Source organism: Flagellimonas aquimarina, assembly GCF_003149745.1.
GTDB classification, from domain to species: domain Bacteria; phylum Bacteroidota; class Bacteroidia; order Flavobacteriales; family Flavobacteriaceae; genus Flagellimonas; species Flagellimonas aquimarina.
Window position 1 is genome coordinate 69,527 of sequence record NZ_QGEG01000002.1, and the last position, 17,182, is coordinate 86,708.

The following is a 17,182-nucleotide window of genomic DNA, read 5'->3' on the forward strand; positions in this document are numbered from 1 at the left end:
ATGTTACAGCAAGAATCTAGATTAAAGGTTGCGGACAACACGGGGGCTAAAGAAGTTTTGACCATTCGTGTGCTTGGAGGAACAAAAAGAAGATATGCTTCGTTGGGAGATAAGATTGTAGTTACTGTTAAAGAAGCTGCTCCCAATGGTACCATAAAAAAAGGTTCTGTTTCAACAGCTGTTGTGGTTCGTACAAAAAAAGAGGTAAGAAGACCAGATGGTTCTTACATCCGTTTTGATGACAACGCATGTGTGTTATTGAATCCTACAGGTGAAATGCGAGGAACTAGGGTTTTTGGACCAGTTGCCAGAGAGCTTAGGGACAAACAGTTCATGAAGATTGTTTCATTAGCCCCAGAGGTGCTTTAAAAGAAATATCAGAAAGATGAAGTTGAAAATAAAAACAGGGGATACGGTAAGAGTCGTTGCGGGAGACCACAAAGGCACTGAAGGTAAAATACTTCAGCTTGACCGTGAAAACAACAAAGCTATTGTAGAAGGAGCCAATATGGTTTCTAAACACGAAAAGCCAAGTGCAAAAAACCCTCAGGGTGGAATTGTTAAAAAGGAAGCTCCTATCCATATCTCTAACCTTTCGTTGATCGATCCAAAATCTGGAGAGACCACAAGAGTAGGTTATGAAGTGAGAGATGGAAAGAAAGTTAGATTTGCGAAAAAATCCAATGAAGTAATTTAGTTATGAGTTACATTCCAAGATTAAAGACAGAATATAAAGAACGTGTTGTAAAAGCATTGTCTGAAGAATTTGGTTACAAAAACGTAATGCAAGTTCCAAAGTTGGAAAAGATAGTTGTTAGCCGTGGGGTTGGTGCTGCTGTATCTGACAAAAAGCTTATTGATCACGCGGTTGATGAGTTGACAAATATTACGGGCCAAAAGGCTATTGCCACTCTTTCTAAAAAGGATGTTGCTTCCTTTAAATTAAGAAAGGGTATGCCAATTGGTGCCAAGGTGACTCTTAGGGGAGAAAAAATGTATGAATTTTTAGACAGATTGATTACATCTGCACTTCCTAGGGTACGTGACTTTCAAGGAATAAAAGCTACAGGTTTTGACGGAAGAGGAAATTATAACCTTGGTGTTACCGAGCAAATCATATTCCCAGAAATCAATATTGATAAAATCAACAGAATTAATGGTATGGATATTACATTCGTTACTTCTGCGGAAACAGATAAAGAAGCAAAATCATTGTTAACCGAACTGGGATTACCCTTTAAAAAGAACTAATTATGGCTAAGGAATCAATGAAAGCCCGTGAGGTAAAAAGGGCTAAGACGGTAGCAAAATATGCTGAAAAGAGAAAAGCTCTTAAAGAAGCAGGTGATTATGAAGCTTTACAAAAGCTTCCAAAAAACGCATCTCCAGTACGTATGCGAAACCGTTGCAAATTGACTGGAAGACCAAGAGGATATATGAGAACATTTGGTATATCTAGGGTTACTTTTAGGGAAATGGCCAATCAAGGCTTGATTCCAGGAGTTAAAAAAGCAAGTTGGTAAACAGATAAAGAAAAGAAATGCTTACAGATCCAATTTCAGATTATTTGACCAGAATTAGAAATGCCAGTAGTGCAGGTCATAGGGTAGTGGATATTCCCGCTTCCAATCTAAAAAGACAGATTACCAAAATATTGTTCGATCAAGGATATATTTTGAGCTACAAGTTCGAGGATAACAAAGTTCAAGGGAACATTAAAATTGCCTTGAAGTATGATAAGTTTACCAAAGAGCCGGTTATCAAAAAATTGCAAAGGGTAAGTAAACCTGGACTACGTAAATATTCTGGTTCAGACGAATTGCCAAGAGTTCTTAACGGCTTGGGTGTTGCTATTATATCAACGTCCCATGGTGTTATGACAAGCAAGCAAGCTAAGCAAGATAACGTAGGTGGCGAAGTTTTGTGCTACGTTTATTAATTGAGTAAAGAGAAAAAAAATGTCTAGAATAGGTAACAATCCAATTACAATTTCTGATGGAGTCACTGTAGAAGTGAACGAGAATGTAGTTACCGTTAAAGGTAAGTTGGGAGAGTTGTCCCAGGAGTTTTCAGGGGTTACGGTTAAGGTTGAAGATGGAAGTGTACATGTGGCGAGACCTTCAGATTCCAAAGAACATAAAGCCAAGCATGGGCTGTACAGGTCCTTGATTTTGAATATGGTTGAAGGAGTCTCTAAAGGCTGGACCAAAGAACTTGAATTGGTCGGTGTAGGTTACAGAGCAAGCAATCAGGGGCAAAAATTGGATTTGGCTTTAGGTTTCTCTCATAACATTGTAATGAATATTGCTTCAGAAGTTAAGATTGAAGCTATTTCTGAAAAAGGGAAAAACCCAATAATAAAATTAACGTCTCATGACAAGCAATTGGTGGGTCAGGTGGCCGCCAAGATTAGAGCTTTCCGTAAGCCAGAGCCTTACAAAGGAAAAGGAATCAAGTTTGTAGGTGAACAGTTAAGAAGAAAAGCCGGTAAATCAGCATAATAAGTAACAAGATGGGATTATCTAAGACCGAAAGAAAATTACGAATCAGAAGAAGAATACGAAAAGTTTCTGCTGGTACTGAAACAAGACCAAGATTGTCTGTTTTCAGAAGTAATAAAGAGATATACGCTCAATTGATTGATGATGAAAATGGTGTCACATTGGCTGCTGCATCATCAAGGGATAAAGACGTAGATGCAAAAGGAACAAAAATTGAAATTGCAAGCCAAGTAGGTAAAGCAATTGCAGAGAAAGCTGCAAAACTAGGTTTTGAAACAGTGGCTTTTGATAGAGGGGGAAACCTTTACCACGGCAGGGTTAAATCATTGGCTGAAGGAGCTAGAGAAGCAGGACTTAAATTCTAAATAAACTATGTACCAGAAATACAAAAACGTAGAAACAGTAAAGCCAGGTGGACTGGAGTTGAAAGATCGTTTGGTTGGTGTCCAAAGGGTTACAAAAGTTACCAAAGGTGGTAGAGCATTCGGTTTTTCGGCAATTGTTGTTGTTGGTGATGAGAATGGTGTGGTAGGTCATGGTTTAGGAAAATCTAAGGAAGTTGCTACAGCTATTGCCAAAGCTATTGAAGATGCTAAAAAGAATTTAATAAGAATTCCTTTGAACAAAGGAACGCTTCCTCATGAGCAGAAAGGAAAGTACGGTGGTGCACGAGTATACATTCAGCCAGCATCTCATGGTACGGGAGTTATTGCAGGTGGTGCGGTTAGAGCAGTATTGGAAGCAGTGGGAGTACATGATGTACTGTCAAAATCACAAGGTTCTTCCAATCCCCATAATGTTGTTAAGGCCACTTTTGATGCGCTTTTACAATTAAGAGGAGCACAAACAGTAGCTAACCAAAGAGGTATTTCTTTAGAAAAAGTCTTTAAGGGATAAATAAGAGGATATTATGTCAAAGATTAAGGTTAAACAAGTAAAGAGCGCTATTAAGAGAACCCAAAACCAAAAAAGGACTTTGGAAGCTCTAGGTTTGCGCAAGATTGGGCATGTTGTGGAGCATGATGCAACGCCTAATATCCTTGGAATGATAAATAAGGTAAAACACTTGGTTTCCACTGAGGAAGCTTAAAATATAACGGTACATGGATTTACATAATCTTAAACCAGCAGAAGGCGCTGTTAACAGAGATGGAAAACGCTTAGGAAGAGGTCAAGCCTCTGGTAAAGGCGGAACTGCCGCAAGAGGGCATAAAGGTGCAAAGTCTAGATCTGGATATTCCAAAAAGATTGGTTTTGAAGGTGGACAAATGCCTTTGCAACGTCGTGTTCCTAAATTTGGTTTTAAGAACATCAACAGAAAAGAATATCAGGGTATCAATTTAAGCAAATTGCAAGAATTGGTGGACAATGGTACCCTTAAAAAGGAAGTGACCTTGGATATTCTTGTTGAGAACAGATTGGCACATAAGAATGATTTGGTGAAAATTTTAGGAAATGGTGAATTAAAGGCACCTCTTAAGATTTCAGTACATAAATTTACTGCTTCTGCTAAAGCAGCAATTGAAGCCGCAGGAGGTGAAGCAATAAGTTTATAAGGAAAATAGCATGAAGAAATTTATTGAGACCATATCAAATATTTGGAAAATTGAAGAACTAAGACAGCGTATACTTATTACGTTAGGGCTGTTATTGGTTTATCGTTTCGGTGCCCAAGTGGTACTTCCAGGTATTGATACTTCCCAATTGGCGCAATTAACCTCTAATACTGAACAAGGTATTTTGGGTATTCTTAATGCTTTTACCGGTGGGGCTTTTGCAAATGCTTCTGTTTTTGCATTGGGTATTATGCCATATATCTCTGCTTCTATTGTAGTTCAGCTAATGGGAATCGCTATTCCCTATTTGCAAAAATTACAGAAAGAAGGAGAAAGTGGTAGAAAGACAATAAATCAGATTACGCGATGGCTGACCATTGCTATCTGTATTGTTCAAGCCCCTGCATACTTGTTCGGTCTGGGTGCACTTGGTGTTCCAGATAGTGCCTTTGTTTTGGGAAAAGGCCCGGACTTCATAATTCCGGCAGTAATCATATTGGTTACAGGATGTGTGTTTGCTATGTGGTTGGGAGAAAAAATTACAGATAAAGGTATTGGAAACGGTATTTCTTTATTGATTATGATTGGTATTATAGCCACATTACCACAATCATTTGTTCAGGAATTTATTTCTAGAACAGCCAACAATACGGGAGGCATCATGTTTATCCTTATAGAAGTGATCATTTGGTTCTTGGTGATATTGGCCAGTGTCCTTTTGGTAATGGCAATAAGACAAATTCCGGTACAGTATGCTAGAAGGACTGCATCGGGAGGTTATGAAAAGAACGTTATGGGGTCTAGACAATATATCCCATTAAAGTTGAATGCATCAGGCGTAATGCCTATTATTTTTGCACAAGCAATTATGTTTGCCCCAAGTTTATTGGGTAGAACATTCAATAATACAGCTGTTGGTCAATGGATGGAAGTTCAGTTTGCAGATATCTTTGGTTTGGCTTACAATATACTATTTGCAGTACTGATAATCATCTTTACCTATTTCTATACGGCTATTACAGTTCCTACGAACAAAATGGCCGATGATTTGAAAAGAAGCGGTGGATTTATTCCTGGAATACGACCTGGTAAGGAAACCGGGGATTATTTGGATAAAATTATGTCCTTAATCACATTACCTGGTTCTGTTTTCTTGGCACTATTGGCAGTATTGCCTGCAGTAGTTGTAAAGTTGATGGATGTGCAGGCAGGTTGGGCGCTGTTCTATGGAGGTACATCGCTATTGATTATGGTAGGTGTTGCAATAGACACGGTACAACAAGTAAATTCATATTTGTTGAACAGACATTATGATGGTTTGATGAAAACCGGAAAAAATAGAAAAGTAGCTTAATTTATGGCAAAGCAGCCAGCAATAGAACAAGACGGAACAATAATAGAAGCATTATCAAATGCAATGTTCCGAGTAGAATTAGAAAACGGGCATGTTGTTACGGCACATATCTCTGGGAAAATGCGTATGCATTATATCAAATTGCTTCCCGGCGACAAGGTGAAGCTTGAAATGAGCCCATACGATTTAACAAAAGCAAGAATTACTTACAGATACTAATACGATGAAAGTAAGAGCATCAATAAAGAAGAGAAGCGCCGAATGCAAAATAGTTCGCAGAAAAGGCAGATTATACGTAATCAACAAAAAGAATCCTAGATTTAAACAAAGACAAGGGTAATTATGGCAAGAATCGCAGGTGTAGATATACCTAAACAAAAGCGTGGAGTTATTTCACTCACCTACATTTACGGAATTGGTAAAAGTAGAGCACAAGAGATTTTAGAGAAGGCCCAAGTAAGCGAGGATACTAAAGTTTCGGATTGGAATGATGAAGAAATAGGAAGAATCAGGGATGCTGTTTCCTCTTACACAATTGAAGGTGAACTTCGTTCAGAAACACAATTGAACATCAAACGTTTGATGGATATAGGTTGTTACCGTGGAATTCGTCACAGATCTGGATTGCCACTAAGAGGACAACGTACCAAGAACAACTCTAGGACAAGAAAAGGAAAAAGAAAAACGGTTGCCAACAAGAAGAAAGCAACTAAATAATAGGTAGGTATTATGGCAAAGGCAAATACTAAAACAGCTAAGAAGCGCAAAGTAATAGTAGAATCTACAGGGGAGGCCCATGTTACTGCTTCATTCAACAATATCATTATTTCTTTGACCAATAAAAAGGGAGATGTAATTTCTTGGTCATCTGCTGGTAAACTTGGTTTTAGAGGTTCTAAAAAGAACACACCTTATGCAGCTCAAGTTGCAGCTGAGGATTGTGCTAAAGTTGCACATGAAGCAGGTCTAAGAAAAGTGAAAGTATATGTAAAAGGACCGGGAAATGGTAGAGAATCTGCTATCCGTTCTATTCACAATGCTGGTATAGAGGTAACGGAAATAGTTGATGTTACCCCACTTCCACACAATGGATGTAGACCACCAAAAAGAAGAAGAGTTTAATTATTAATAAATCGGCCCATTAGGGTCTTCACGAAAGTGCTTTATAGATTATCGAAGGATAAGCCTTAATTCATAATCGCACTTTCCAATTTAAAGAAGATGGCAAGATACACAGGACCAAAATCAAAAATCGCTAGAAAATTTGGAGAAGCGATATTCGGAGACGATAAAGCCTTCGAAAAGAAAAGTTACCCTCCAGGACAACACGGTAATAACAGACGTCGTGGAAAAAAGTCTGAATATGCTGTCCAGTTGATGGAGAAGCAAAAAGCCAAGTATACCTATGGTATTTTGGAAAAACAATTTAGAAACCTATTTGAAAAAGCAAACAGAAGCAAAGGAGTGACCGGTGAGGTTTTGCTTCAGTTGTGTGAATCCCGTTTGGACAACGTAGTCTATAGAATGGGACTTTCTCCTACAAGAAGTGGAGCAAGACAATTGGTTTCTCATAGGCATATCATTGTAAACGGAGAGATTGTAAATATTCCTTCTTATTCTTTAAAACCAGGAGATGTGGTTGGAGTTAGAGAGAAATCTAAATCTGTTCAAGCAATATTAGATTCGTTAGCTAACAACAGTAGCGTTTACGAATGGATTACCTGGAATACTGAAAAACAAGAAGGTTCTTTTGTAACCGTTCCAGAAAGAATGCAGATTCCTGAAAATATCAAGGAACAATTAATCGTCGAGTTATACTCTAAATAAAATCAACATTAATCCAATATGGCATTACTAAATTTTCAGAAGCCCGATAAAGTTATAATGATAGATTCAACCGATTTCGAAGGGAAATTTGAATTTCGCCCTTTGGAACCCGGTTACGGATTAACAGTTGGAAATGCGCTAAGAAGAGTCTTACTTTCCTCTTTGGAAGGTTTTGCAATTACTTCTGTTCGTATAGATGGAGTTGAACATGAATTTTCTGTTATTCCTGGCGTTGTTGAAGACGTTACAGAAATGATATTGAATCTTAAGCAGGTTCGTTTCAAAAGACAGATTGATGATGTTGAAAGCGAAACAGTTTCTGTTTCCGTAAGTGGAAAAGAACAATTGACAGCCGGAGATTTTCAAAAATTCATCTCTGGGTATCAAGTACTAAATCCAGATTTGGTTATCTGTAACATGGATCCTAAAGTAAGTATTAACCTAGAGGTTATTATTGAAAAAGGACGTGGATATGTTCCAGCTGAGGAAAACAAAAAATCCAATGCCCCATTAGGAAGCATTGCGGTTGATTCTGTTTACACCCCAGTTAAGAATGTAAAATATAGCATCGAAAATTTTAGGGTAGAGCAAAAGACCGATTACGAAAAATTGGTTTTCGAAATCGTTACTGACGGTTCAATTCACCCAAAAGATGCGTTGACCGAAGCTGCTAAAGTTTTGATTCACCACTTTATGCTGTTCTCTGATGAGCGCATTACATTGGAAGCTGATGAAATCGCGCAGACAGAGACGTACGATGAGGAATCATTGCACATGCGTCAATTGTTGAAAACCAAACTAGTAGACATGGACTTGTCCGTAAGGGCATTGAACTGTCTTAAAGCTGCTGAGGTTGATACCTTGGGAGATTTGGTTTCCTTCAACAAAAATGATTTAATGAAGTTTAGAAACTTTGGTAAAAAATCATTGACCGAACTAGAAGAGTTGGTGATCAATAAAGGTCTTCAGTTTGGTATGGATTTATCCAAATATAAACTGGACAAAGATTAAGTAATCATATTTTGCTCCTCGTAATGATGCGAGTTAGGAAGCAAGATGATAAAACAAAAAGATGAGACACGGAAAAAAATTTAACCACTTAGGAAGAACAGCTGCCCATAGAAAGGCAATGTTGGCCAATATGGCATGTTCCCTAATAGAACATAAAAGAATCAACACTACGGTTGCAAAAGCAAAAGCATTGAAGCAATTTGTGGAGCCGTTGATTACCAAGGCTAAAGCCGAGAATAATCAGACTACAGAAAAAGGTACACATAACAGAAGGATTGTTTTTAGCAATCTTAGAAACAAGTATGCCATTACCGAATTGTTTGGGAATGTAGCTGAAAAGGTTGGAGATAGGCCTGGAGGATATACAAGAATCATCAAGTTGGGTAACCGTCTTGGCGATAACGCCGATATGGCGATGATAGAGTTGGTTGATTTTAACGAAGTATACAATGCTGGCAAACCGGCCAAGAAAACCACACGAAGAAGTAGAAGAGGTGGAGGTAAAAAAGTTGAAGCGGCCGCTCCAGTTGCAGAAACAAAAACAGCGGATGATTCAGAAGAATAACAATATGTTATTAACTATTGTATTATTGAAAAAAGGATAAGTGAAAACTTATCCTTTTTTTATGTTTTTTTGTCAAACTCGAAATTAAAAATCGCAATGAAATATCACACAAAGAAAAAAGCACTGTTATTGTTGGCTGATGGTACAATTTTCTATGGCAAGTCCATTGGGAACAAAGAAGGTACCGCAGTAGGCGAAGTATGTTTCAATACTGGGATGACAGGATATCAGGAAATTTTTACGGACCCATCCTACTTTGGGCAGTTGATGGTAGCTACAAATGCCCATATTGGTAACTACGGAACCAATGTGGACGAGGTAGAATCAGACTCGATCAAAATTGCCGGACTTATTGTAAAAAACTTTAGCTATGAGTATTCTCGCCCCAGTGCGGATATGAGTCTGTTGGAATTTTTAGACAAGAACAATCTTTTTGCCATTTCTGATGTAGATACCAGGGCATTGGTAAGCTATATACGAGATAATGGAGCTATGAATGCTTTAATTTCCACCAGGGTTGATGAGATAGAAGCGCTTAAAATAGAGTTGGCCAATGTTCCTAGTATGGAGGGGCTGGAACTCGCTTCTAAAGTTTCAACCACAGAACCCTATTACTATGGTGAAGAGAATGCCACATATAAAATTTCAGCTTTAGATATTGGCATCAAGAAAAACATCCTTAGAAACTTGGCCAAAAGGGGAGCTTACATAAAAGTATTTCCGTACAACACGCCATTTAAAGATTTACAAGCATGGAACCCAGATGGGTATTTCATTTCCAATGGACCCGGTGATCCAGAACCATTGACAGATGCTATTTCTACGACAAAGGAGATGATGGAATCCAATAAGCCATTGTTCGGAATTTGCTTGGGACACCAAGTGCTGGCTTTGGCAAATGGCGTTTCAACATATAAAATGCACAACGGTCATAGGGGTATCAACCATCCAATACTCAATTTGGTTACCGGAAAAGGTGAAATAACGTCGCAGAATCATGGTTTTGCTGTGGATAGGGAAGAAACTGAGGCTAATCAAAATTTGGAGATTACCCATTTACACCTTAATGATGATACAGTAGCTGGTATAAAAGTGAAAGGAAAAGATGTATTTTCCGTACAATATCACCCAGAAGCCAGTCCGGGGCCCCATGATGCGGAATATTTGTTTGATCAATTTTTTGAGGCAATAAAAACAAGTCGCAACTAAAACGTTGTAGTTCATTTTTAGGTTATTATCAGTGTTTTATGAGCATTATCATGAAGCTAAAAAGTTCACCTTTCGTATCTTAGCCAAATTAATTTCAACCATAAATATTAAGTTCAGATGAGCATTATCATAAACATTCATGCAAGACAAATTTTAGACTCAAGAGGTAACCCAACCGTAGAGGTAGATGTGGTGACCGAAAACGGAATTTTGGGCAGGGCGGCGGTACCTTCTGGGGCATCTACAGGAGAGCATGAAGCTGTTGAGCTAAGAGACGGGGGCAACTCATTTATGGGAAAAGGTGTGGGCCAAGCGGTTAACAACGTCAATACAACGATAGCAGAAGAATTGGTGGGAACATCGGTTTTTGAGCAAAATTACATTGATGAAACCATGATTGCCCTGGACGGTACACCTAACAAATCCAAGTTGGGGGCAAATGCAATCTTGGGGGTGTCCCTTGCAGCGGCCAAAGCAGCGGCAAATGAATTGGGAATGCCATTGTACAGATACGTAGGTGGAGTTAGCGCAAATACATTGCCGGTGCCCATGATGAACATTATTAATGGAGGTTCTCACTCAGATGCTCCAATCGCTTTTCAAGAATTTATGGTAATGCCAGTAAAGGCAAATGATTTTAGCCATTCCATGCAAATGGGCACAGAAATTTTTCATAACCTTAAAAAAGTGCTTCATGATAGAGGTTTGAGCACTGCCGTAGGGGACGAAGGTGGATTTGCACCCAACTTGGAAGGTGGAACGGAAGATGCCCTGGACACCATTGCCAAGGCTGTTGAAAAGGCCGGGTACAAGTTAGGTGATGACGTAATGATCGCTTTGGATTGTGCATCAGCCGAATTTTATGTTGATGGTAAATATGACTATACCAAGTTTGAAGGTGATAAAGGAGTTGTAAGAACTTCAGAGGAACAAGCGCAATATCTTGCAGACCTTTGTGAAAAATACCCTATCATATCTATTGAAGATGGAATGGACGAAAATGATTGGGATGGTTGGAAAATGTTGACAGATAAGGTAGGAGATAAGGTGCAATTGGTTGGGGATGATTTATTTGTGACCAACGTGGAAAGATTATCAAGGGGAATTGAAAACGGCATTGCCAATTCGATACTTATAAAAGTAAACCAGATAGGAACACTTTCTGAAACCATAGCTGCTGTAAACATGGCAAAGAATGCTGGGTACACTTCAGTTATGTCCCACCGCTCGGGAGAAACAGAAGACAACACAATTGCCGATTTAGCTGTGGCGTTAAATACTGGGCAAATTAAAACAGGTTCTGCCTCGCGAAGTGATAGAATGGCAAAATATAACCAGTTGTTACGTATTGAAGAAGAGTTGGGAAGTATAGCGTACTATCCACAAGAGAAAGCCTTCAAAATAAAGTAAGGATAATGATTTTTTAGCACTAAAAAAGCCTTTCTCAATTGAGAAAGGCTTTTTTTTGTTTCCAAAATAAACTTTGGTTAACTTAATTGGCTAAACAAAACTTACCTATGAACAATTTTCTTTTTGCTGCGGCAGAAAATGATGCTTTGGCCAATTGTAAGGCCGGTGGAATGGGGGACGTGGTTAGAGACGTTCCTAGGCAGATTTCGGAACGAGGGGATAAGGTTCATGTAGTTGTGCCATCATATTGTAGGCTTCATCAAGATGGCCTATTTAAAACAAACCTAAATTTTAGTTTAAGAGGACTTCCCTATACTGCAGAGCTTTACGAAGTAAAACCAAAGAAAGAGTATCCAAATATTGTTCATTATGTAATACATCATCCGGAAATTGAGGCTGGGGATATCGCCCATATATACCATAATGACCCGGAAGAACCTTTCTATACTGATGCCGTAAAATATATCATTTTTTGTACCGCTGTGGCAGAGGCTATTAAAAAAGGCGCTTTTGGAAAGCTGGATATTATTCACTTACATGATTGGCACTCAAGTTTGCTTTTGTTTTTAAGAGAGTATCATAAGGATTATAAAAGCCTAAAAGATATTCGTACCGTATACAGTATCCACAATTTAGCCATTCAAGGTATAAGACCATTTGATGATAATTACTCATCGCTTAAGAATTGGTTTCCAGAAATACCAATAGATTATATGTCTCTTATGGATTACCGTTATCAGGATTGTATTAATCTAATGGCAGTTGGTATTCGTTTTGCAGATGCCGTGCACACGGTTTCCCCTTCCTATAAGGAAGATGTGTTAATTCCTAGTTCACCTCCAGAATTCATTGGTGGGGAAGGATTAGAAAAGGATTTGGTACAAGCAGATGAAGAAGGAAGGCTTTTTGGCATTTTAAATGGGTGCAACTACAAAAATATCAATGCGGAAGAAAAAGGTTTTATTTACAGAAATACCGTAAAAGCACTTTTTAGATGGCTTCAAGAAGAGTCAAAAAAGTACAAAGCAGACTTTTTGGCCCATACGGGTGAAAAAATAATGGAGTACGTAGATGTTAGGCCTAAATTTATTGTGTCTAGCGTAGCCAGATTAACAGAGCAAAAATTTTACTTTTTTAGGCGTTCCCCAGAGGCCTTTGTTGAGATTTTGAACAAATTAAAAAAAGTGGATGGTATTTTTATGCTTTTAGGCACAGGAGCACCCGAGTATGAAGAGCTTTTTAGAAAGTTGAGCTATGAACACAAGAATTTTGTTTTTACAAATGGCCAATCCGAAAGCCTTATTGACTCCATTTATTTAGAATCGGACCTGTATTTTATGCCAAGTCTTTTTGAGCCATGTGGAATAAGTCAGATGCTAGCTATGCGCAATGGAAACCCGTGCTTGGTTCATCATACAGGTGGACTAAAAGATACCGTCTCTCATATGAAGACCGGATTCAGTTTTGATGGTGATACATATGATGAGAAAATTAAAAGTATGCTAGAAGGCTTTGACCTTGCTTTGGATGTTTATAAGAACGATAAACCAACCTGGAAAAAAATTCAAGCTGCCGCTAAAAAGAAGAGGTTTACCTGGAAGAAATCCGTAGATAACTATTACAAAGAGTTGTATAATTTTAGTTAGCTCCCACACTTGTTTACGACATACGCAATATGTAGTCATCTGTACTATAATTGAAGCTTGGAATATTGTTAATGGTCGTGCTTTTTCGTAAATTTCAGGTTCTATTTTATTAATCTATTAAAACATACAATGTCGGACAAAGCTATACTTGAATATGATGGTAAAAAATATGAATTCCCAGTTATTAAAGGCACTGAGAATGAACTGGCTATAGATATAAAAACACTTAGAGGAGTAAGTGGTATAGTAACAATTGATCCAGGCTACAAAAATACAGGTTCATGTGAGAGTGCTATCACATTTTTGGATGGAGAAAAAGGAATTTTAAGGTATAGAGGTTATTCTATTGAAGATTTAGCTGAGAAAGCTGACTTTCTAGAAGTAGCTTATCTTTTAATTTTTGGAGAATTACCAAATAAAGAACAGCTAGATACTTTTCATAATGATATTAAAGAGGAATCTCATGTAGATGAAGAAATGAAAAAGATTTTGGATGGTTTTCCAAAGTCAGCACATCCAATGGGTGTATTATCTTCTTTAACAAGTGCCTTAGTTGCTTTTAACCCAACCTCAGTGGACGTTTCTTCAGAAACAGCTATGTACAGTTCTATAGTTCGTATTCTTGCCAAGTTTCCGGTTTTGGTTGCCTGGGCGCAACGTAAAAAGAAAGGACTGCCGCTGGACTACGGAGATGATACCTTGGGCTACGTAGAAAACATTCATAAAATGATGTTTAAAAAGCCAAATCAAGAGTATAAAAAAGATTCAATTGCAATAGATGCACTAGATAAACTATTGATTTTGCATGCAGACCATGAACAAAATTGCTCTACATCCACAGTTCGTATCGTAGGTTCGTCCCATGCAGGCCTTTTTGCTTCATTGTCAGCAGGAATTTCAGCCTTATGGGGCCCATTACATGGTGGTGCCAACCAAGCAGTTTTAGAAATGCTTGAAGCTATTCAAGAGGATGGAGGGGATACAAAAAAATATATGGCCAAAGCTAAAGACAAGAATGATCCATTTAGGTTGATGGGCTTTGGACACAGGGTATATAAGAACTTTGACCCAAGAGCAAAGATTATTAAAAAATCTGCCGATGAAGTATTGGGTAATCTTGGAATTGAAGATCCCATCTTGGATATCGCAAAAGCCCTAGAAAAAGAAGCTTTGGAAGATGAGTATTTTGTAAAAAGGAAGCTTTATCCCAATGTTGATTTTTATTCCGGAATTATTTACCGAGCATTAGGTATTCCTACTGAAATGTTTACTGTTATGTTCGCTTTGGGAAGATTACCTGGGTGGATTGCTCAATGGAGGGAGATGAGATTGAGAGGTGAGCCAATAGGAAGACCAAGACAGGTGTACATTGGTGAAAACCATAGACCTTTTGTTAAAGTAGAAAAAAGATAAACAAGTCTTTAAGATGATAATTTATAGAAAGGCGATTTTCTCAAATCGCCTTTTCTTATTTATAATTTGGTAACATTGCCATTAGATCCAAGGTTTAAAAACCTGTCCTTGTCATAACATATTTGCATTATGCCTCTGTGATAATATTTCTGAATTTCTGACAAGGAACCTGTGCTGATTTTAATTTTGCATCTTAGATATTCGCTATGCAAAAACTCATGGGCATCAATCGCATTTAAATTCTTAATGGTGGAGTTTAGAGAACGTTGGTAATTTTCAAGGCATAAATCTATTTCTTCAATAAAAATTTCTTCCTCTTTGGGCACATCTGTTCGTGTAGCATCGAAAAATTGGAGGTAATCACTTTTAGCAACACAATCCGAGTACTTTTTAGAATAATCACTTTCTTTATTTTCTTCAGTATTAAATACTTTGGATAAGGATATTTTTCCAGAGAAAGAATTCATGGACAGTAGACCTACGCACACCATGATTATAAAACATAAAGGGAAAACAACTTTTTTCATCCTGAAGTTTTTTCTCAGATTAAATGTAGTGATAACAATGTATTTTTTTGCACTTTTGCACAATAAATTATCAACTTTTAACTTTGTAAATATCTGATAATCAGATTATTAAATAATTTAAGGAAAAACCGTCCAAAGTTTGTAAAAAACCCTAATTAAATTGGGTTTTTTCTGTTTTTGTAAAGGGAAAATTGCCAGTAAAGCACTAGTTTTGCCATAGAATTTTTAAGGATTTCTTCCTTCTAAAACAATTGAGTACCCTTTAGTTTAGAAAATTATTGTATGATGCAGTTGCACATTGTAGATGAGACAAGTCCGCTAAAAGCGGTGATTTTAGGAACAGCAGAAAGCTGTGGTCCAACACCAACACCAGAAGAGGCATATGACCCAAAATCTTTGGAACACATTCTTGCAGGGACATATCCTAACGAGACCGATATGACAAAGGAGATGGAAGCTTTTTACAATGTTTTTAAAAAATATGGGGTGAAAGTTTTTAGGCCATCTGTTTTAAAAGATTGCAATCAGATTTTTTCAAGGGATATCGCTTTTGTAATTGGGGACAAATTGTTTCATGCCAATATATTACCAGATAGAGAACGGGAGTTTGAAGCAATAGATCATGTTTTGAACAAAATGGACCCAAGCAAGGTCATAAGACCTCCAGAGGAAGTACATATAGAAGGTGGGGACGTAATGCCTTGGAAAGAATATATTTTTATTGGAACATACACAGGGGAAGATTACCCAGATTTTATTACTGCGAGGACCAATAAAGCTGCAGTGGAATACATTAAAAGTCAATTTCCAAACAAAAAGGTAAAATCCTTTGAATTGAGAAAGTCCAACACTAACGCCAAAGAAAATGCGTTGCATTTGGATTGTTGTTTTCAACCAGTAGGAAAAGACAAGGCCATTTTGCACAAAAATGGGTTTTTGGTTGAGGAAGAATACCAATGGTTGGTGGATTATTTTGGAAAGGAAAACATATTTGAAATTACCAAAGATGAGATGTACAACATGTTCAGTAATGTATTTTCTATTTCTCCGGAAGTGATTGTTTCAGAAAAAAGCTTTACAAGATTGAACAATTGGCTCAGAGAACAAGGTTTTACCGTTGAAGAAATTCCATATTCCGAAATTGCAAAACAAGAAGGCCTTCTCCGTTGTAGTACATTACCATTAATCAGAGCATAATCAACTTTTTCAATGCAAGTAACAAATACCATTTTAATGATCAGGCCTGTTAATTTCAGGAAGAATGAGCAAACTGCCGTTAACAATTACTTTCAAGAAGATTTAAGCCTAAAAAATGACGAGATCAACAAGAAAGCTCAAAAGGAGTTTGATGATTTTGTGACCAAACTCAGAAGTCATGGGGTTAACGTTATTGTGGTCGATGATAAAATAGAAACCGACACTCCAGATTCAATATTCCCAAATAATTGGATTTCATTTCATGAGAGTGGGACGGTATGCGTTTATCCCATGTTTGCCGAAAATCGCAGAAAAGAACGTCGAGAGGATATTTTTGATATTTTGGAGGGACACGGTTTTCGGATAGATAATATTGTTGATTACACAGCAGCTGAGGAAGAAGGTGTTTTTTTGGAAGGAACAGGCAGTATTTTAAAAGACAGAATCAACCAAAAGGCATATTGTGCCTTGTCTGAAAGAGCTCACGAAGAACTTTTTATTGAGTTCTGCGAAGATTTTGATTGTTTTCCCGTAATATTCACAGCTAACCAAACTGTAGATGGTAAACGATTGCCCATCTATCACACCAATGTAATGATGGCAATGGCCGAGACGTTTGTCGTAATCTGTTTGGATACCATAGACGATAAAAAGGAACGAAAGAATGTAGTGGACCATCTTAAAAAGGATGGTAGAGAGATTATTTCTATTACTGAGGATCAGATGTACCAGTTTGCCGGGAATATGCTTCAAGTAATAGGGGCAAATGACGAGCGTTTTATGGTAATGAGTTCAGCGGCGTATAATAGTTTGGATAAGGCAAGGCTGAACGCTATTGAAAAGCATTGTAAGATTATCCATAGCTCGTTAGATACTATTGAGACCTGCGGAGGAGGAAGCGCCCGTTGCATGATGGCAGAAGTCTTTTTGCCAAAGGAGTAAGATTGTTTTTGGTGATCACACATC

The 17,182-nt window shown here is 37.8% G+C and carries 25 protein-coding genes; 24 read left to right on the forward strand and 1 reads right to left on the reverse strand.

Going from position 1 to position 17,182, the window contains the following annotated elements; all coding sequences use genetic code 11:
• The 22 genes from rplN to DKG77_RS07125 all read left to right on the forward strand — a co-directional run bounded on the left by rplN (position 1) and on the right by DKG77_RS07125 (position 14,492).
• Positions 1–369 (forward strand): 50S ribosomal protein L14, encoded by a 369-nt coding sequence (rplN, locus tag DKG77_RS07020; RefSeq protein ID WP_109661652.1) that lies wholly within the window; start codon positions 1–3, stop codon positions 367–369.
• A 16-nt stretch (positions 370–385) separates the two neighbouring features.
• The gene (gene rplX, locus DKG77_RS07025; protein ID WP_109661654.1) at positions 386–697 is read left to right on the forward strand and encodes a 50S ribosomal protein L24; all 312 of its coding nucleotides are present in this window, start codon (positions 386–388) and stop codon (positions 695–697) included.
• Between the two features lie 2 nt (positions 698–699).
• Complete coding sequence (rplE, locus tag DKG77_RS07030; RefSeq protein WP_109661656.1) at positions 700–1,251, forward strand: 50S ribosomal protein L5; 552 nt, start codon at positions 700–702, stop codon at positions 1,249–1,251.
• A gap of 2 nt (positions 1,252–1,253) precedes the next feature.
• Positions 1,254–1,523: a 30S ribosomal protein S14 gene (gene rpsN, locus DKG77_RS07035; protein WP_055397065.1), complete on the forward strand. Its 270-nt coding sequence runs from the start codon at positions 1,254–1,256 to the stop codon at positions 1,521–1,523.
• Positions 1,524–1,540: 17 nt separating this feature from the next.
• Entirely contained in the window at positions 1,541–1,939 is a 399-nt protein-coding gene (gene rpsH, locus DKG77_RS07040) for a 30S ribosomal protein S8 (protein WP_109661658.1), read from the forward strand.
• A 19-nt stretch (positions 1,940–1,958) separates the two neighbouring features.
• Positions 1,959–2,501 carry a 50S ribosomal protein L6 gene (gene rplF, locus DKG77_RS07045; protein ID WP_109661660.1) on the forward strand — a complete coding sequence of 181 codons (543 nt, stop codon included), beginning with the start codon at positions 1,959–1,961 and terminating at the stop codon, positions 2,499–2,501.
• A gap of 11 nt (positions 2,502–2,512) precedes the next feature.
• Positions 2,513–2,866 carry a 50S ribosomal protein L18 gene (rplR, locus tag DKG77_RS07050; protein ID WP_109661662.1) on the forward strand — a complete coding sequence of 118 codons (354 nt, stop codon included), beginning with the start codon at positions 2,513–2,515 and terminating at the stop codon, positions 2,864–2,866.
• 7 nt (positions 2,867–2,873) lie between these two features.
• Positions 2,874–3,398: a 30S ribosomal protein S5 gene (gene rpsE / locus DKG77_RS07055; RefSeq protein ID WP_109661663.1), complete on the forward strand. Its 525-nt coding sequence runs from the start codon at positions 2,874–2,876 to the stop codon at positions 3,396–3,398.
• Between the two features lie 13 nt (positions 3,399–3,411).
• On the forward strand, positions 3,412–3,591 hold the full coding sequence (rpmD, locus tag DKG77_RS07060; protein ID WP_055397075.1) for a 50S ribosomal protein L30: 180 nt from the start codon (positions 3,412–3,414) through the stop codon (positions 3,589–3,591).
• Between the two features lie 13 nt (positions 3,592–3,604).
• Positions 3,605–4,057 (forward strand): 50S ribosomal protein L15, encoded by a 453-nt coding sequence (gene rplO / locus DKG77_RS07065; protein WP_109661665.1) that lies wholly within the window; start codon positions 3,605–3,607, stop codon positions 4,055–4,057.
• A 10-nt stretch (positions 4,058–4,067) separates the two neighbouring features.
• Positions 4,068–5,411, forward strand: a complete 1,344-nt coding sequence (secY, locus tag DKG77_RS07070) for a preprotein translocase subunit SecY (protein ID WP_109661667.1) — start codon at positions 4,068–4,070, stop codon at positions 5,409–5,411.
• A 3-nt stretch (positions 5,412–5,414) separates the two neighbouring features.
• Entirely contained in the window at positions 5,415–5,630 is a 216-nt protein-coding gene (infA, locus tag DKG77_RS07075) for a translation initiation factor IF-1 (RefSeq protein WP_014031991.1), read from the forward strand.
• Between the two features lie 4 nt (positions 5,631–5,634).
• Complete coding sequence (ykgO, locus tag DKG77_RS07080) at positions 5,635–5,751, forward strand: type B 50S ribosomal protein L36 (protein ID WP_013621733.1); 117 nt, start codon at positions 5,635–5,637, stop codon at positions 5,749–5,751.
• A gap of 2 nt (positions 5,752–5,753) precedes the next feature.
• Complete coding sequence (rpsM, locus tag DKG77_RS07085; RefSeq protein WP_109661669.1) at positions 5,754–6,128, forward strand: 30S ribosomal protein S13; 375 nt, start codon at positions 5,754–5,756, stop codon at positions 6,126–6,128.
• 12 nt (positions 6,129–6,140) lie between these two features.
• Positions 6,141–6,533: a 30S ribosomal protein S11 gene (gene rpsK / locus DKG77_RS07090; protein WP_109661671.1), complete on the forward strand. Its 393-nt coding sequence runs from the start codon at positions 6,141–6,143 to the stop codon at positions 6,531–6,533.
• A gap of 99 nt (positions 6,534–6,632) precedes the next feature.
• Entirely contained in the window at positions 6,633–7,238 is a 606-nt protein-coding gene (gene rpsD, locus DKG77_RS07095; RefSeq protein ID WP_109661673.1) for a 30S ribosomal protein S4, read from the forward strand.
• A gap of 18 nt (positions 7,239–7,256) precedes the next feature.
• Positions 7,257–8,249 (forward strand): DNA-directed RNA polymerase subunit alpha, encoded by a 993-nt coding sequence (locus DKG77_RS07100; protein ID WP_055397087.1) that lies wholly within the window; start codon positions 7,257–7,259, stop codon positions 8,247–8,249.
• Between the two features lie 61 nt (positions 8,250–8,310).
• The gene (gene rplQ / locus DKG77_RS07105; RefSeq protein ID WP_109661675.1) at positions 8,311–8,814 is read left to right on the forward strand and encodes a 50S ribosomal protein L17; all 504 of its coding nucleotides are present in this window, start codon (positions 8,311–8,313) and stop codon (positions 8,812–8,814) included.
• Positions 8,815–8,910: 96 nt separating this feature from the next.
• Positions 8,911–10,023 (forward strand): glutamine-hydrolyzing carbamoyl-phosphate synthase small subunit, encoded by a 1,113-nt coding sequence (gene carA, locus DKG77_RS07110; protein WP_109661677.1) that lies wholly within the window; start codon positions 8,911–8,913, stop codon positions 10,021–10,023.
• A gap of 117 nt (positions 10,024–10,140) precedes the next feature.
• Positions 10,141–11,433, forward strand: coding sequence for a phosphopyruvate hydratase (gene eno, locus DKG77_RS07115; RefSeq protein WP_109661679.1), 1,293 nt, complete (start codon positions 10,141–10,143; stop codon positions 11,431–11,433).
• Between the two features lie 107 nt (positions 11,434–11,540).
• The gene (locus tag DKG77_RS07120) at positions 11,541–13,079 is read left to right on the forward strand and encodes a glycogen synthase (RefSeq protein WP_109661681.1); all 1,539 of its coding nucleotides are present in this window, start codon (positions 11,541–11,543) and stop codon (positions 13,077–13,079) included.
• Between the two features lie 129 nt (positions 13,080–13,208).
• Positions 13,209–14,492 (forward strand): citrate synthase, encoded by a 1,284-nt coding sequence (locus DKG77_RS07125; RefSeq protein WP_109661683.1) that lies wholly within the window; start codon positions 13,209–13,211, stop codon positions 14,490–14,492.
• 59 nt (positions 14,493–14,551) lie between these two features.
• Here DKG77_RS07125 and DKG77_RS07130 read toward each other — a convergent pair whose 3' ends face one another.
• Positions 14,552–15,019, reverse strand: coding sequence for a hypothetical protein (locus DKG77_RS07130; protein WP_133248429.1), 468 nt, complete (start codon positions 15,017–15,019; stop codon positions 14,552–14,554).
• Positions 15,020–15,301: 282 nt separating this feature from the next.
• On the opposite strand from DKG77_RS07130, the gene DKG77_RS07135 reads away from it, so the two are divergent.
• Positions 15,302–16,216 carry a dimethylarginine dimethylaminohydrolase family protein gene (locus DKG77_RS07135; protein ID WP_109661686.1) on the forward strand — a complete coding sequence of 305 codons (915 nt, stop codon included), beginning with the start codon at positions 15,302–15,304 and terminating at the stop codon, positions 16,214–16,216.
• Positions 16,217–16,228: 12 nt separating this feature from the next.
• The gene (gene ctlX, locus DKG77_RS07140) at positions 16,229–17,158 is read left to right on the forward strand and encodes a citrulline utilization hydrolase CtlX (protein WP_109661688.1); all 930 of its coding nucleotides are present in this window, start codon (positions 16,229–16,231) and stop codon (positions 17,156–17,158) included.
• Positions 17,159–17,182 lie beyond the last annotated feature (24 nt).

Excerpts from the sequence above, each read along its gene's own strand:
- rplO (WP_109661665.1), top strand. The coding sequence starts at position 3,605 with ATGGATTTACATAATCTTAAACCAGCAGAAGGCGCTGTTAACAGAGAT.
- rpmD (WP_055397075.1), top strand. The coding sequence starts at position 3,412 with ATGTCAAAGATTAAGGTTAAACAAGTAAAGAGCGCTATTAAGAGAACC.
- secY (WP_109661667.1), top strand. The coding sequence starts at position 4,068 with ATGAAGAAATTTATTGAGACCATATCAAATATTTGGAAAATTGAAGAA.
- carA (WP_109661677.1), top strand. The coding sequence starts at position 8,911 with ATGAAATATCACACAAAGAAAAAAGCACTGTTATTGTTGGCTGATGGT.
- DKG77_RS07135 (WP_109661686.1), top strand. The coding sequence starts at position 15,302 with ATGATGCAGTTGCACATTGTAGATGAGACAAGTCCGCTAAAAGCGGTG.
- rplN (WP_109661652.1), top strand. The coding sequence starts at position 1 with ATGTTACAGCAAGAATCTAGATTAAAGGTTGCGGACAACACGGGGGCT.
- rplR (WP_109661662.1), top strand. The coding sequence starts at position 2,513 with ATGGGATTATCTAAGACCGAAAGAAAATTACGAATCAGAAGAAGAATA.
- rplF (WP_109661660.1), top strand. The coding sequence starts at position 1,959 with ATGTCTAGAATAGGTAACAATCCAATTACAATTTCTGATGGAGTCACT.
- DKG77_RS07120 (WP_109661681.1), top strand. The coding sequence starts at position 11,541 with ATGAACAATTTTCTTTTTGCTGCGGCAGAAAATGATGCTTTGGCCAAT.
- rplX (WP_109661654.1), top strand. The coding sequence starts at position 386 with ATGAAGTTGAAAATAAAAACAGGGGATACGGTAAGAGTCGTTGCGGGA.
- rpsM (WP_109661669.1), top strand. The coding sequence starts at position 5,754 with ATGGCAAGAATCGCAGGTGTAGATATACCTAAACAAAAGCGTGGAGTT.
- ykgO (WP_013621733.1), top strand. The coding sequence starts at position 5,635 with ATGAAAGTAAGAGCATCAATAAAGAAGAGAAGCGCCGAATGCAAAATA.
- rpsE (WP_109661663.1), top strand. The coding sequence starts at position 2,874 with ATGTACCAGAAATACAAAAACGTAGAAACAGTAAAGCCAGGTGGACTG.
- rpsK (WP_109661671.1), top strand. The coding sequence starts at position 6,141 with ATGGCAAAGGCAAATACTAAAACAGCTAAGAAGCGCAAAGTAATAGTA.
- rpsD (WP_109661673.1), top strand. The coding sequence starts at position 6,633 with ATGGCAAGATACACAGGACCAAAATCAAAAATCGCTAGAAAATTTGGA.
- rpsH (WP_109661658.1), top strand. The coding sequence starts at position 1,541 with ATGCTTACAGATCCAATTTCAGATTATTTGACCAGAATTAGAAATGCC.
- rpsN (WP_055397065.1), top strand. The coding sequence starts at position 1,254 with ATGGCTAAGGAATCAATGAAAGCCCGTGAGGTAAAAAGGGCTAAGACG.
- DKG77_RS07100 (WP_055397087.1), top strand. The coding sequence starts at position 7,257 with ATGGCATTACTAAATTTTCAGAAGCCCGATAAAGTTATAATGATAGAT.
- infA (WP_014031991.1), top strand. The coding sequence starts at position 5,415 with ATGGCAAAGCAGCCAGCAATAGAACAAGACGGAACAATAATAGAAGCA.
- rplE (WP_109661656.1), top strand. The coding sequence starts at position 700 with ATGAGTTACATTCCAAGATTAAAGACAGAATATAAAGAACGTGTTGTA.
- DKG77_RS07125 (WP_109661683.1), top strand. The coding sequence starts at position 13,209 with ATGTCGGACAAAGCTATACTTGAATATGATGGTAAAAAATATGAATTC.
- eno (WP_109661679.1), top strand. The coding sequence starts at position 10,141 with ATGAGCATTATCATAAACATTCATGCAAGACAAATTTTAGACTCAAGA.
- ctlX (WP_109661688.1), top strand. The coding sequence starts at position 16,229 with ATGCAAGTAACAAATACCATTTTAATGATCAGGCCTGTTAATTTCAGG.
- DKG77_RS07130 (WP_133248429.1), bottom strand. The coding sequence starts at position 15,019 with ATGAAAAAAGTTGTTTTCCCTTTATGTTTTATAATCATGGTGTGCGTA.
- rplQ (WP_109661675.1), top strand. The coding sequence starts at position 8,311 with ATGAGACACGGAAAAAAATTTAACCACTTAGGAAGAACAGCTGCCCAT.